The 14,410-nt window shown below is 74.1% G+C and carries 7 protein-coding genes; 2 read left to right on the top strand and 5 right to left on the bottom strand.

Features of this window, described 5'->3' with window-relative positions; translation table 11 throughout:
* Window positions 1-52 precede the first annotated feature (52 nt).
* Window positions 53-1,330: a ricin-type beta-trefoil lectin domain protein gene (locus tag ABZX30_RS03060; protein WP_355928069.1), complete on the top strand. Its 1,278-nt coding sequence runs from the start codon at window positions 53-55 to the stop codon at window positions 1,328-1,330.
* Window positions 1,331-1,438: 108 nt separating this feature from the next.
* Here ABZX30_RS03060 and ABZX30_RS03065 read toward each other — a convergent pair whose 3' ends face one another.
* The 3 genes from ABZX30_RS03065 to eccD form a co-directional block, all read right to left on the bottom strand.
* Window positions 1,439-1,921 carry a helix-turn-helix transcriptional regulator gene (locus tag ABZX30_RS03065; protein WP_355928071.1) on the bottom strand — a complete coding sequence of 161 codons (483 nt, stop codon included), beginning with the start codon at window positions 1,919-1,921 and terminating at the stop codon, window positions 1,439-1,441.
* A gap of 263 nt (window positions 1,922-2,184) precedes the next feature.
* The gene (gene eccB / locus ABZX30_RS03070) at window positions 2,185-3,678 is read right to left on the bottom strand and encodes a type VII secretion protein EccB (RefSeq protein ID WP_355928072.1); all 1,494 of its coding nucleotides are present in this window, start codon (window positions 3,676-3,678) and stop codon (window positions 2,185-2,187) included.
* 33 nt (window positions 3,679-3,711) lie between these two features.
* A complete protein-coding gene (gene eccD, locus ABZX30_RS03075; protein WP_355928074.1) occupies window positions 3,712-5,112 on the bottom strand; it encodes a type VII secretion integral membrane protein EccD in 1,401 nt (466 codons plus the stop codon).
* Window positions 5,113-5,318: 206 nt separating this feature from the next.
* Here eccD and eccCa point away from each other — a divergent pair, with 206 nt between their 5' ends.
* Window positions 5,319-9,245 (top strand): type VII secretion protein EccCa, encoded by a 3,927-nt coding sequence (gene eccCa / locus ABZX30_RS03080; RefSeq protein WP_355928077.1) that lies wholly within the window; start codon window positions 5,319-5,321, stop codon window positions 9,243-9,245.
* 566 nt (window positions 9,246-9,811) lie between these two features.
* Here the strand turns inward: eccCa and ABZX30_RS03085 are convergent.
* Window positions 9,812-11,059 carry a S8 family serine peptidase gene (locus ABZX30_RS03085; RefSeq protein ID WP_355928080.1) on the bottom strand — a complete coding sequence of 416 codons (1,248 nt, stop codon included), beginning with the start codon at window positions 11,057-11,059 and terminating at the stop codon, window positions 9,812-9,814.
* Window positions 11,056-14,355, bottom strand: coding sequence for a right-handed parallel beta-helix repeat-containing protein (locus tag ABZX30_RS03090; protein WP_355928083.1), 3,300 nt, complete (start codon window positions 14,353-14,355; stop codon window positions 11,056-11,058). Before ABZX30_RS03090 ends, ABZX30_RS03085 begins: the two co-directional genes overlap by 4 nt.
* Window positions 14,356-14,410 lie beyond the last annotated feature (55 nt).

Genomic DNA, 14,410 nt, shown 5'->3' on the forward strand with positions numbered 1-14,410 from the left:
CGCCCGACCACCGCGCCGTCCCCCCTCGTCCCGTCGCACCCGAGAAGGAAACATGACCCCGTCACAGCCCCAGCGACCGCAGAGAACCCCCGACCGGGCCGGCGCGCCGGCGGAAGGGCCGGAGTCCACCGTGGCCCGGACCGCGGAGGCCACCGGGGCGATCGGTGCCCCGTCCACCCCGGCGGAGGGAACCGCCGCTCTCCCCGATTCCGATCCCGAGCCCGCAGCAGGCAGTGCGTCCGGTCCGGTCCGGGGCCCGGAGGTCTCCGGACCGGACCGGACGGCCGCGAGGGAGCCGGAGGAGGCCGGTGCCGCCGGCGCCGGTGCCGCGGAGGCGGTCACCGCCACCGGTGCCGGCACCGACGAGACGGAGGAGGCCGAGGGGGCACCCGCGGGGATGGCCGAGCCTGCGCCCGCCGCCCCGGCGGGACGGCCGCACAAGAGCCTGCTGGCCGGAGCCGCCGTGGCGGGAGCGCTGCTGATGGCCGTACCGTTCCTGGTGAGCGGTGGCGACGACGAGGACCGGGTCGGCGCGGCCGGTGCCACCCCCGGTACCGTGCTCGGCTCCCCGGGTGAGGGCGGTTACGGTGCCATCGGATCGGCCGCCCCGACCACCGGCGCCGGACCCGTGGCGCGCGGCACGTCCGGCAAGGACTCCGGGTCGCACGACACCGGACGCCCGGACGCCCACGCCCAGGCCGACACGGTCAAGTCCGCGGGCGGAAAGGGCACGCAGGGCGGCAGCGGCGGCAAGCAGGGCGGCAGCGGCGGCAAGCAGGGGGGCGGCGGGAAGTCCACCGGCCACACGACGGGCCAGGCCGGTGGCTCCACGTCCGGGAAGACGGACACCACCGGGACAGCCTCGGACAGGACCTCGTCCGGCAGCACGGCGGACAAGACCTCGGCCGGTACGGCGGACAAGACCTCGTCCGGCGGTTCCTCGACGCCCCCGGGAGTCTCTCTCCTGAGCTACGCCTCCGGCCGCTGCATCGACGTCACGGGCTCCGGGGGCGACGGCACCCCGCTGCAGATCTGGGACTGCAACGGGGCCTCGCAGCAGACCTGGCGGTTCATGCAGGACGGCACCGTGCGCGCCCTGGGTCTGTGCATGGACGTCGCTTGGGGCGCGACCGGCAACGGCGCGGTGATCCAACTGGCCAGGTGCAGCGGGAATCCCGCCCAGCAGTTCCGGCTCAACGCCGCGCACGACCTGGTCAACCCGCAGGCGGACAAGTGTGTCGACGTGAAGGACCGGGGCACCGGCAACGGCACCCGCCTGCAGCTGTGGGACTGCAACGGCGGCAGCAACCAGAAGTGGGGCTCCGGCTGAGCACCGCCCGGCCGGGCCGCCAAAGTGGCCACCCGGGCCGGTGCCCGTGGGCAAGGGCCCTCCGCCCGGGACCGGTGACCCGGTCCCGGGCGGGGATCGCCCGGCCGGTCAGCGGACGGGCCGGTCCGCAACGGTGTCCGGGGCGGGATCCGGGCCGGGCAAGCCGCACGGGCCCGCGGCGTCCTCCAGCTGACGGAAGGAGATGTTCAACGCGTGCAGAAGAGACAGGGTCTGGTGGAAATTCCCGGTCCACCGGTTCTGTTCCTCGGCCCTCATGTACTCGGCCGGTTCCATTCCGATGCTCCGCGTCAGCCTATTCACGCTGAACTGCCGTGCCAGCCGGTGCTCCGCCAGATTGCGCGGCTCCTTAATACCCATCAATTCCGTGGTCCGGCACCACAGCACATCCGCCAGAGCGAACAATTCACTCTCGGTGGGGCGGTGGGTGCCGCTCTCCCACGCGAGAACCGTGTCGGGGTCCACCCGAGCGCCCACTACCAATGTCATCTGCTGCGCCACGTCGAGCGGCGACAGACCCAGGTGTTGCCGTGCGGAGACGGAGGTGGCCGGGTGGAACGGAGGCCGATCCATTGCTCGGTCTTTCCTTAATGTGCGGACTTCGATGTGCGGACTTCTGTCCAGGGTCCACGCGGTGGTTGCCGCACCTCCGGGCGCGCTGTCGACCGCGACGCCGCCCGAGCTGGGTGAACCGCGGTGGGAGGGAACGGATACGACAGTAGGCCGCATCGACTGGGAGCGCTCTCAGTTGAGGAAGATCTGAGCCGTTCGTCCCACCGACTCTGCACCTTCGTGCACCCGCGCGGTCCTCGGAGCCCCTTCGGCCCGGGCCCGCCTCAGCGGGATCGTTCGTCGAGCGCCTTCCCGCAGGCGGGAGGCGTGATCCCGGCGCCGTCACCACCGGCCGCGGCACGGGGGTCCAGGTCCGGGCCCGACCGCAGCATGGACAGCAGCGGAGAGGGCAGCGCCACCGGGTCCCCGTTCCCGTACCCCAGCGCTTCGAGCGCGTCGCCGGAGGGGATCCGGTACTTCACACCGTCCTCGGCCACGAAGTACGTGGTGCCGCCGGCCTCCGCGCCGCCCGCCCCCAGCGTGCGCACCAGGGCCGCGCGGCCCGGCCGGACCACGACGGCGTCCACCGGCAGGCACGCCTCCGCGGACTCACCGGGCGCCGACTGGGCCGCGGGGCCCAGCCCGTCGCGGGACACCAGGACGGTGCTGACGCGGACCACCCCCCGCACGGACTGCACCCGGGCGCAGGGCGCGAGGCCGTCCGGCAGGCCGGCCGCCCGGGGCGGGGAGTCCGGAAGACCCGAGGGGGCGGCGGACCCGTCCCGGACGCCGGGAGCCAGATGGTCCCGGAGTACGTCCGCGCCCAGGGGATCGGCCTGGGGCGAGCGGCCGCCGTAGGCCTTCTCCCGGGTCGCCGGGTCCCCGAGGACGAGCGCCGCCCCGGTGGCCGTGAGCGGTGTCAGGCCCTCCTTCCGCAACAGGTAGTACTTGGCGTCCGAGCCGGGCACCCGCACGACGTACACCCGGCCCACCGTGCCCCGTACGCCGCCCAGGGACGGCCCTGCGGCACCTCGGCCCGGAACCGGGGGAGGGGCGAGGTCGGGGCCGGGGACCATCGCGTCCAGGAACGCGGCGGACACCGGGCGCGCCACGACGGAGCCGTATCCCAGGGAGACGGCCGCGCCGGATGCCTTGTCGAGCCGGAGCCTGCTGCCCCGCCAGATCAAGTACGCCGTCCTGTCCGGACCGCTCACGACGAGTGCCCGGTCGTCGGCCATCGGCCGGCTCTCCACGGGGGCGCCGGCGACCAGGGTGGTGGCCGTGACCGTGGCGGCCGTCGTGGACCGGGCGGATCCGGGGGTCGAGCAGACGTGCCAGGCGCCGCTGTCCAGATCCTTCGCGCCCGGCACCGCGTCCGGGGCCCCGGGTATACCGACCGGCGCGCCGACGGGGGTGCCGCGCAGGGACACGGCGCGCACATCGGTGGTCTTCAGGTCCCCCGCGCCGATCAGCAGGGCGGAGGAATAGTTCCGCACCGGCCGCAGGCGGCCGTCGAGATACAGGTAGCGGCCCCCGGTGTCCCGGTTGACGATCAGGGTGTCCGAGGCCTTCCACGAGGTGTTGCCGCCCGGTGAGACGAGCCCGTACACCACCGCGCCCGCCGCGACGAGCACGCAGAGGACCACGCCGACGGCCGCGCCCCGGGTGGTGCGGGCCAGCGGGCTCTCCGGTGCGTCCGGGTCGGCGAGCAGCATGCCGGAGGTGAGCCTGCCCAGGGCGAAGGAGTGGGCCTGGACCTGGTCGCGCTTGGACTGCATGACGTTGTGTTCCTCTTCCGTTCGCTGTGCCGGTCAGCCGTTGATCGCCCGCAGGGCTCCGAAGACGCCGAGCACCCACAACGTCAGCGGCAGCAGACCGATCGCCAGCAGCGACTGCAGCAGTTCCGCCGCGCGGCCCCAGTACGGCAGCATCCGGCGGCCCGGCACCGTCCAGGAGGCGATGGCCAGCGCGGCGGCCACCGCCAGGAGCCCCGCGACGAGCGCCGGCCGGTCGGACGGGGACAGCCGGGCCGCGGCGCCGACGACCAGCAGCAGCGCTCCGCACAGGCCCGGGACGACGAGCGCCAGCCGCTGCCGCACGTTGACCAGGCCCCGTCCGTGCAGCAGCAGGAGCAGTGACAGGGTGCCCGCGGTCAGCGTGCCGGGAAGGCTCGGCAGCCGGACGAGGGCCACCAGGCAGCCCGCGCAGATGGTGCCGGTCGCCGCGTACAGGGCTGTCATCCAGCCGCCGGCGAGTTCGGCGCGGGTGGCGACGTCACCGGCGCTGTAGGGTTCGATGCCCTCCTGCAACTCCTGTGCGGCGGAGGGCAGCGGGGGCATGCGCAGGCCGGCGAGCTTGAAGGACAGGACCGGCACGAAGCCGCCCAGGACGACGGCCGCGGCCGCCACCGCGGCACCCGCGCCGTCCGCCGGCACGTCGTACACGCTCATCAGGAGCCCCGCGCAGGCGGCGGCGGCCGCCACCGTGGCGGTGGCGACGAAGAACGAGGTGTACACGGCTGTCGCGGCGATGGCCAGTGCCGCCGCGCCCGCGGCCGTCGCACCCGCGGCCAGCAGTCGGGCACCGAGCACGTGGTGGGCGTCGGGACCCGAGACGGTGCCACCGGGCAGCAGCCAGCCGACCAGCGCCAGGCAGGGCACCGCCAGGAAGCCGAGGGTCGCCCCGGCCGCCGCGTCCCCCACCGCCCGGGCGGCCGAGGCCCCGCCGGCCAGCAGCAGCAGGCCGGCCACCGCCGCGGTCACCGCGCGGGGGAGGACCGGACCCGCGGGCCAGGCCAGCACACCCAGCGCACTCAGCACGCAGACCACCACGGCGGCGCGGAGCAGCCGGCGGCCGGCCTCGGGAGTCCAGCCGTGCAGCCGGTCGCGGGTGACCTCGGCGATCCCGTCCACGATGTCGTCCAGCCGTACCTCGGGCAGTTCCTCGGCGTGCGGACGCAGGTAGAGCACCTCGCCGTCCGTCAGGCCGGTCGACTCCAGGGTGCCTTCGTCGTCCAGCGGGCGCTCGCCCAGCCGTTGCAGCACCCAGCCGCCGTGGTCCAGGCCGTTCTCCTCCAACTCCTCGCCGGCGAAACGCAGCAGGGCGGGCAGGAGGTCGGCGACGGGAACGTCCGCGGGTACCGCAAGGTCCACGGTCTTCGCCGGGGCGCGGACGGTCAGATGGCACAGGGCCGCAACCGGGCTTTCATTCATTGGACAGGCCACACTTCCCAGAATTGTCATCCACGAGCTTGGATGCGGGAGTTGATCGGATGCAGACTACTGACACCCCGAAGCTCTCGTGAACGTTCGAGGGGATTCAACGCTCTCGGCGCGCTCAGGAGTCGCGCGTCACGGTGAGGAGCCTTTTCTTGAGTGTCGTCCTATTCCGACGCCCTGCCCGCAGGCGTGGTCCAGAAATGCCGGAGGGCGAACTGTCCCTTCAGGAGCCGCCGACCCTGCCGGAAACGGTCCCGGATCATTCGGCGGCATGGACCTATCTGCCGATGGGGCTGATGTCCGCCTCCATGATGCTGGCGTTCATCCGGCCCGGCGGGAGCGGAGGTGCGCTGACCTATGTGGCACTGGGCGTCATGGTCCTGGGCTCCGCGATGATGATGGTCGGTCAGGTGGTGCGCAAGGCCGGCGAACGCAAGCAGCGCCTGCGGGGCGAGCGCCGGGACTACCTGCGCTACCTGTCGCAGACCCGGCGGAAGGTCCGCCGGGCGGTCATCGAACAGCAACTGGCGCTGGCCTGGCGCCATCCCGCGCCGCGGACGCTGCGGTCGCTGGTCCGCACGACGCGGCTGTGGGAACGGCGCACCAGGGACGACGACTTCGCCGAGGTTCGGGTGGCGGTCGGGGACCAGCAACTGGCGATGGCGCTGGCCCCCGTGTCCGCCAAGCCCGTCGAGGACCTGGACCCGCTCTGCGCGCACGCGCTGCGCCGGTTCACCCGGGCGTACGGCACGGTGCCCGACCAGCCGATCGCCCTGTACCTGCGGTCCTGGGCCCGGGTGCTGCTGCGCGGCGACGAGCACGCGGTACGCGGGCTGGTGCGGGCCGCGCTGTGCCAGCTGGCCGTCTTCCACGCCCCGGAGGACCTGTGGATCGCGCTGTGCGTGAGCGACGAACGCCGGGCGGAGTGGGACTGGGTCAAGTGGCTGCCGCACAACCTGCACCCGCACGAGCAGGACGGTGCCGGACCCGCCCGCATGGTGGCCGGCGACCTGGCCGCCCTGGAGGACCTGCTCGGCGTGGAGTTCACCGAGCGGCCCGCCTTCGACCCCGAGGCCGTTCCCGGCCGCGACGAGCCGTTCACCGTCGTCGTGCTGGACGGGGGCCAGGTCCCCGCCGGGCACCGGATCGACGGCCTCGGCCTGCGCAACGTCGTCGTGCTCGACCTGACGGAAACCCTGCGCTGGCGGCCGGGACGCACCACGCTGCGGCTGGACGTGCGGCCGGACGCGATGTGCCTGGTACGCACCGACCGCAGCCGCAAGGAGCAGTCGACGCGGCTGGGCCGCCCCGACACGGCCGGTCCGGCCGGGGCCCGAGCGCTGGCCAGGATGCTCGCGCCGTACCGGATGAGCCTGACCGCCGACGCCGCCGAGCCGCTGTCCACGGACGTGGAACTGACCACCCTGCTCGGCATCCCCGACCTGAACCGCCATGACCCGGCGGCACTGTGGCGGCGCGGTGCGGGAGCGGCCCGGCTGCGGGTCCCGGTCGCGGTGGGCTCCGACGGTGCCCCGGTCGAACTGGACATCAAGGAGGCGGCGCAGGGCGGCATGGGCCCGCACGGCATGCTGATCGGCGCCACCGGCTCCGGCAAGAGCGAGCTGCTGCGCACCCTGGTGCTGGCGCTCGCGCTGACGAACTCCTCGGAGACCCTGAACTTCGTCCTGGTGGACTTCAAGGGCGGTGCCACGTTCCTCGGCCTCGAGGAACTGCCGCACACCTCGGCGGTGATCACCAACCTGGCCGACGAGGCGGCCCTGGTGGAACGCATGCGCGACGCCCTCCACGGTGAACTGATCAGGCGTCAGGAACTGCTGCGGGCGGCCGGCAACTACACCTCCGCGCTAGACTACGAGAAGGCCCGCGCCTCGGGAACACCGCTGGCGCCCCTGCCGAGCCTGTTCATCGTGGTCGACGAGTTCAGCGAACTGTTGGCCGCTCACCGGGACTTCATGGACCTGTTCGTGATGATCGGGCGGCTCGGCCGGTCCCTCGGCGTGCATCTGCTCCTCGCCTCGCAGCGGCTGGACGAGGGACGCATGCACCAACTGGAGAGCCATCTGTCGTACCGCATCGGGCTGCGTACCTTCTCGGCCATGGAGAGCCGTGGGGTGCTGGGCGTCCCGGACGCCTACCAGCTTCCGTCGCAGCCGGGCGCCGGCTTTCTGAAGAGCGGGGTGGAAGCGCTGACCCGGTTCCGGGCGGCGTACGTATCGGGGGCGTACCGGTCCCGGCGCGGCGCCGTCACCCGGGCCCGGGCCGCCAGCCAGATGGTGCCGTGGACGGCGGACTACGTGGTGCCGCGCTCACCGGCCCAGCAGCCCGCGCCGGAGCCGGAGACCGAGGAGGAGAACGCGCCCTCCCTGCTGTCGGTCGCGGTGGAGCGCCTGCGTCAGGCCGGGCCGCCGGCCCTGCGGGTGTGGCTGCCGCCGCTCGGCCTGCCCCCCACCCTCGACGGTCTGCTGCCCACCCTCACCGAGGACCCGCGGCGCGGGCTGGTGGCCGACGTCCGGCCGGGACCCGGGCGGCTGGAAGTGCCCGTCGGCGTGGTGGACAGGCCGTTCGAACAGCGCCGCGACCCGCTCGTGGTGGACCTCTCCGGCAGCGGCGGGCACCTCGTGGTCGCGGGTGGCTCGCAGAGCGGCAAGTCCACGGTGCTGCGCACCCTGATCACCGCCCTCGCGCTCACCCACACCCCGCGCGAGGTGCAGTTCTACTGCCTGGACCTGGGGGGCGGCACACTGGCCGCACTGGCCGGCCTGCCGCACGTCGGCGGTGTGGCGAACCGGCTCGACAGCGAGCGGGTCAACCGCACGGTGGCCGAGGTGACCACCCTGCTCAACCAGCGCGAGCAGTTCTTCCTCGACCACAACATCGACTCGATGGCCACCTACCGCCGGCGCCGCGCGGCCGGTGAGTTCGCAAACGAGCCGCACGGTGACGTCTTCCTCGTGGTGGACGGATGGGCCACGCTGCGCCAGGACTTCGACGCGCTGGTCCCCACCGTCAACCAGATCGCGGTGCGGGGCCTGAACTACGGGATCCACCTGGCCGTCGCCACGGCGCGCTGGATGGAGCTGTCCTCCCAGGTGCGCGACCAGGCGGCGACGCGGCTCGAACTGCGGCTGGGCGACCCCATGGACTCGGTGGTCGACATCCGCAAGGCCGGAACCGTGCCGCGCAGCCCGGGCCGTGGCCTGACGACGGACGGCAAGCTGCACTTCCTGGCGGCACTGCCGCGCATCGACGGCCGGGAGAGCGCCGACGACCTGACGGAGGGGGTGGCCCACCTGGTGGAGAGGGCCGCCGCGTGCTGGCCGGGGCCGCCCGCGCCGCCCGTGCGGACGCTGCCGCACCGGCTGCCGGTCTCCGAACTGCCGGAGCCGGAACTGGCGGAGGGCCTGCGGATACCCCTGGGTCTCGACGAGGAGACGCTGGCGCCGGTGTGGCACGACTTCAGCCGTACGCCGCATCTGATCGGCATCGGCGACACGGAGAGCGGGAAGACCAACCTGCTGCGGCTGGTCGCCGCGGCGATCACGGCCCGCTACAGCCCCGCCGAGGCCCGGATCCTCGTGGCCGACTACCGCCGCACCCTGGTCGAGGCGGTGCCGGAGGACTACCGCCTGGGCCACGCCGTCTCGCTCGACGGTCTGCGGGAGCTGGTGAACGGTTCCGCCCGTGCCATCAGGACCCGGCTGCCCGGGCCGGACATCACCCCCGCGCGGATGCGCCTCGCCGACTGGTGGACGGGGCCCAGGCTGTTCGTGCTCGTCGACGACTACGACATGGTCGGCGGCGGCCTCGCCGTCTCCCACCCCTTCGAACCGCTGCTCGACCATCTGACCCTGGGACACGAGGTGGGTCTGCACCTGGTCGTGACGCGCTCCGCGACCGGCGCGGGACGGGGCCTGAACGACCAGCTGCTCAGGCGCCTGGACGAGATCAACACACCGGGGCTGCTGCTGTCCTGCCCGCCGTCGGAGGGTTACCTGTTCGGAGCGGTCAAACCGCGCGTCCTGCCGCCGGGCCGGGCGCAGTACATCGCGCGGCGCAAGGGCCTCCTGATGCAGACCGCGCTGGTGGAGGAGCCGGCCGGGGAGTGACCGGTCGGGCGATGACTGCCGGACCGGGGCGTGAGGTCCGGGCGGGAAACCCCTTCCGACCGGACGCGCAGGTGCCCGCCGCCCGGACCGCCCGGGCGAGCGGCGACGGCCGGTGCGGGGGCGCCCCCGGCGAGGCCGCCGCCGGTCCGCGGGGGTGCGCCGGTCCCGCCGCGGAGCCACGGGGGCAGAACGGCGACGCGCCGCCGAGGCGACCGCGAGCCAGGGGCGGGTTCCGCCACGGGCCAGGCACCGGTCGTGCTGAGCGCGGCACACGCCAGGCCGCCCGGCCCCGGCCTCCGGTCACTCGCTGCGTACTGTGGCCGGGCGCTGGCCTCCGGCCCGGCCCTCGCCTCCGGCCGGCTGTTGTGGGTTTTGGCCGCGGTCTCGGGTGCTGGCTTCCGGTCACCCTGCGGCCTGTGGGCCGGTCCTGGCCCTGGCCTCTGGGCCGGCCCCTCGCCTCCGGCCACCCGCTGCGGGTTTCGGCTGCGGCCCCTCGCCCCGGACCCTCGGCCTCCGGCTCCTGCCAGGTGCCCCCGCGCACCACGGGCCCGGGCCGGCCGCTTCGTTCACCCGGCCGGTTCCGTGCGGCCCGCTGCGCTCGTCGTGACGGGCTCCTCCTCGCTCGGACGCCGCCGGCGAGCGCGGACCTTCGTGGTGATCGAGGCGGCCCAGGCGACCGACAGGACCAGGCCCAGGCCCGCACCGGCCACTGCCAGGGCGCGACGCGTCGCGCGGGCTCCGGGCTCGTCCCTCGCCGGCCGCACGGGTGGCTCACCGCCGGCCGGTGCCGACCGGAGAGGATCCGCTCCCGGCACCGAAGTGAGCGCACCGTACAGGTCGAGACGGGGTACGTCGGCCGGGTAGGCGGTCCTGACCAGTCGATGCGCCGTCGCGGCGGCGGACAGGCCGGGTTGTGCGGACCGCACCAGCGCGGCCGCCGCGGCGGTGTAACCGGCCGCCGCCGACGGGCCGGAGCCGATGAAGTGGCCCCGCCCCCTGGGCCCGATACCCAGCACGCCGTCGCCCGGTGCGGCGAGGTCGGCGTGCCGGGCCGGGTACGCGGAGCGCGGACGCTGACCCCGCACGTCGATGTCGACCACGGACAGGACGCCGGGCTCGGCCGCCGGCCAGTAGTCCGCGGGCGGCGCGGCCGACGAGCCGTCGGCGGGCGCGTCGGGCACCGCCGCGGCCACGATCAGGGCGTCATGGCGGGCGGCGTCGGCGACCGCGGCGTGCAGCCGGGAGGAACTCCGGGTCAGTGCCGGGGACACCACGACGACCCGGGCCCCGGCGGCCACCGCCGCCCGGATGCCGTCCGCCACCGTCGCGTCGGTGGCCGTGCCCCGCCGGTCCGTGCCCCGCACGGCCAGGATGCGGGCCCGCGGGGCGGCTCCGGAGAAGCCGACACCGGCCACGGGGGCGGCGGCGATCAGACCGGCCACGAACGTGCCGTGGCCCACGCAGTCGTCGCCGGCCCCGCCCACCGCGGTCACCCGGCCCGCCAGGGCCGGCGCCTCGAGGGAGACACCGGTGTCGACGACGGCCACCGTCACACCGGCGGCGCTCCCCAACGGCCGGGTCCTGGCCAGTTGCAGGTTCTGCTGCTCCCAGGGCACGGCCTTCACCACGGTGCCCGAGTCGCCGGTGCAGGCGGACCCGGCCGCCAGCCGGGACGGCATCACGGGCAGCCGTACGGTGTCCGCGGACAGGGCGCCGGCCCCGGCCGCCGGCCCGATCACCGCCGTGGACACGCCGAGGAGGGCGACGAGTGCCCGCCACACGCGGCGGGCCGGCCAGCTTGCGGTCCGGTTCATTCGGACACCGTCCTGCCCGGTGCCACGTCCGCCGGGAGCAGCAGCCGCAGGTCGTCCAGCCCGGGTGCGGTCATGGTGCTCAGCCGGCCGGCCTGACGCGTGATCATGCCCTCCAGCACCTGCCGGGCGAGCCGCGCGTTGCCGAACGACCGGTCGCGGGGCAGCGACTCGAAGTACGCGCGCAGCACCTGGCCCGTACCCGGCCCGCACTCGTATCCCGCGCCGGCCGCGTGCTGCCGCACGATGGTGACCAGCTCGTCCGGCGCGTAGTCGGCGAACTCCACCCGCCGGGAGAACCGTGAGGAAAGGCCCGGATTGGAGGACAGGAACCGCTCCATCTCGGCGGTGTAGCCGGCGACGATGACCACCACCTCGTCCCGGTGGTCCTCCATGAGCTTCAACAGGGTGTCCACCGCCTCCTGCCCGAAGTCCGACCCGGAACCCGGCCCGGTGGGAGTCAGCGTGTAGGCCTCGTCGACGAACAGCACTCCTCCTAGGGCGCGTTCGAAAGCCTCCCGGGTCAACTGCGCGGTGTGACCTACGTACCGTCCGACCAGGTCGGCGCGCGCCACCTCGACGAGCTGGCCCCTCGGCAGCACCCCCAGGGAGACCAGCAGTTCGCCGTAGAGCCGCGCGACCGTCGTCTTTCCGGTACCCGGCGGACCGGTGAAGACCAGGTGGTGGCTGATGCGCGGCGCGGGCAGCCCCGCGGCCTCGCGCTGCCGGGTGACGGACAGCAGGTTGACGAGATCGGTGACGTCGCGCTTGACGGCCGCCAGGCCCACCAGCTCGCTCAGCCGGGCCAGGGGGTCGCCGCCCCGGCCGCCGCCGGTCTCGTCGGCCACCGCCCGTGCGGCCTCCTCCCCGACGTCCTCGGGGAGCAGCAGTTGGAGGTCCTGGTCGGTCATGTCCGTGAGCAGGGCGAGCCGGGACGCCTGGCGGTCCACCATCTCCTCGAACACCTGCCGGGCGGCGCGGCCGTTGCCGAAGGTCGCGTCCCTGGGCATGCGCTCGAAGCGCACGGCGAGCGCGCTGCGCGTGCTGTCGTCGAGGACGTACTGGTGCCCGGAGCACATGCTCTCCACGATCGCCACCAGTTCGGGCACCGCGTAGTTCTCGAACTCCACGGTCCGGGAGAAGCGTGAGGCCAGACCGGGGTTCGAGGCCAGGAACGCGTCCATCTCGGCGGAGTAGCCGGCGGCGACCACGACCACGTCGTCGCGGTGGTCCTCCATGAGCTTCAGGAGGGTGTCGACCGCCTCCCTTCCGAAGTCCGCGCCGGAGCCGCGGCCGTCGGAGAGCAGGGTGTACGCCTCGTCGATGAAGAGCACCCCGCCCAGGGCGCGCTGGAACGCCTCGGTGGTCTTGATGGCGGTACCGCCGATGACCTGTGCCACCAGGTCGGCGCGCGCCACCTCGACCAGGTGTCCCGAACGCAGCGCGCCGAGTTCGGCCAGGACCGCCCCGTAGAGCCGGGCCACGGTGGTCTTGCCGGTGCCGGGCGGGCCGGCGAACACGAGGTGACGGCCCATCGGCGGGGCGGGCATGCCGAGCTCGGCGCGGCGCTGGGCCAGCCGCGTCAGGTTGACCAGGGTGCGCACCTGCTGCTTCACGTTGTCCAGCCCGATCAGGGCGTCCAGCGCGGCGAGGGAGCCGTCCGACCGGCCGGGCGGGGCGTCTGCGCCGGTGGTGCCGTCGGGGCCCCAGAGGTCCGGCTTGCCGTTGCCGGCGCTGGTCAGTCCGTCGACGGCGAGCCGCTCACCGGGGCGGGAGCCGGCCAGTCCGCTGCCGCCGTTGTTCCGGACGGTGCAGTTGACCACGGACACCGGTTCGGTGGACTCCACGCACAGGCCGTCCTGCGTACTGCCGCTGATCTCGCAGGAGTTGAGGGAGCCCCGTCCGCCGTCGTGCAGAACGACGCCGTGCCGGCCGCTTCCCGCGACCCGGAGCCGGGTGGCGGTCAGCTCCCCGCCTCCGTCGACGATGACCCCCGACTCACCGGCCTCGGTGATCTCCAGGTCCCGCAGTCTCACGGTGCCCTCGGCGCCGACCGACACGCCGCTCGCGGCGGGCGCGAGGACCGCTCCGCCCCCGAGGTACACGTCGCCGCCGTCCTCGGCCCGGACCCCGCAGCCGCCGGCCCGCTCGACGGCGCAGTCCTCCAGCCGGCCCCGGCCGTTCTTCAGGACCTCCACCCCGTGGCCGTGCGGCGCGTTGACGCGGGCACGCCTGACGAGCGGGTTGGCGCCGGTGCGGATGGAGACGCCGGCTCCCCTGGAGTCGGTGACGTCGAGCCGGTCCAGTTCGGCCGCCGACTCCTCCTCCAGCAGCACGGAGGTCGTCGCGCAGTCCCTGACCGTCAGGCCGGTCAGGACGGGGGTGGAGTGCCCGTTCACCCGGAGGGCGGGACCCTCCGCGGTGTCCAGCCAGCAGTCTTCGTACGTGCCCCGGGAGCGGCCGGTGACCAGCAGACCGTGACTCCTGGTGCGTGCCGTACGGCAGCGGCGGACCACCGGGTCGCTCCCCTCGCTGACCACGATGCCGGCGCCGCTGGTGCCGCTGATGCGGACGTCCTCGAGTTCCGTCGTGCCGCGGCTGGCGAGCTGGACGCCGGTGCCGGTGTCGTGCACCACGGTCCGCAGGACGCGGATCGTGCTGTTGCCCTCCAGCGCGACGGCGGGTTTGTCGGTCGAGGAGATGTCGCACTCCTCGACCGCCCCGTGGGCCTCTCCGTTGGCGAGCACACCGTTGCCCCGGGCGTCCCGGACGGTGCAGCCGCGCAGGCCGATCCGGCCCTGCTGCCCGACGACCACCCCCGAGGTGCCCAGGTGTTCGACGACGCAGGCCTCGACCAGACTCTCCACCGGGGAGGTGACCACCACTCCGGCGCCGGCCGGATTGCTGATCCGGCAGTCCCGCAGGGCCAGTGAACCGCCCGCCCTCGCGAGCACCGCCGCCCAGCCGGAGCCGCTGACCTGGCAGCCGTGCATGGCGACCTGTCCGCGTGGCGCGTCGATGACGGGCAGTTCCTCGTCACGCCCGTGGAACACCAGATCGGTGAGCATCACCGCTTCCGCCTTCAGCACCAGGGCGCTGCCGTGGTGCGGGGCTATCCGCACACTGCCGCGGGCCTGTTCCGCGACGATGGTCACCGGGGTGGTGACGACCAGGCTCTCCGCGTACGTGCCGGGCGCCACGCTGAGGACCGCGCCGCTGCGCGCCCTCGCCAGTGCCTCACTGATCGTCCGAAAGCCGCCGGGCCCCTCTGGGGTGACCGCAAGTACCTGGCGCGACACGCGCGTTCCTCCTTCATGTGGCCCGAGCGGGCCACGGACACCGGATGCTCGGCAT

The organism is Streptomyces sp. NPDC004542 (assembly GCF_040610035.1).
Classification (GTDB): domain Bacteria; phylum Actinomycetota; class Actinomycetes; order Streptomycetales; family Streptomycetaceae; genus Streptomyces.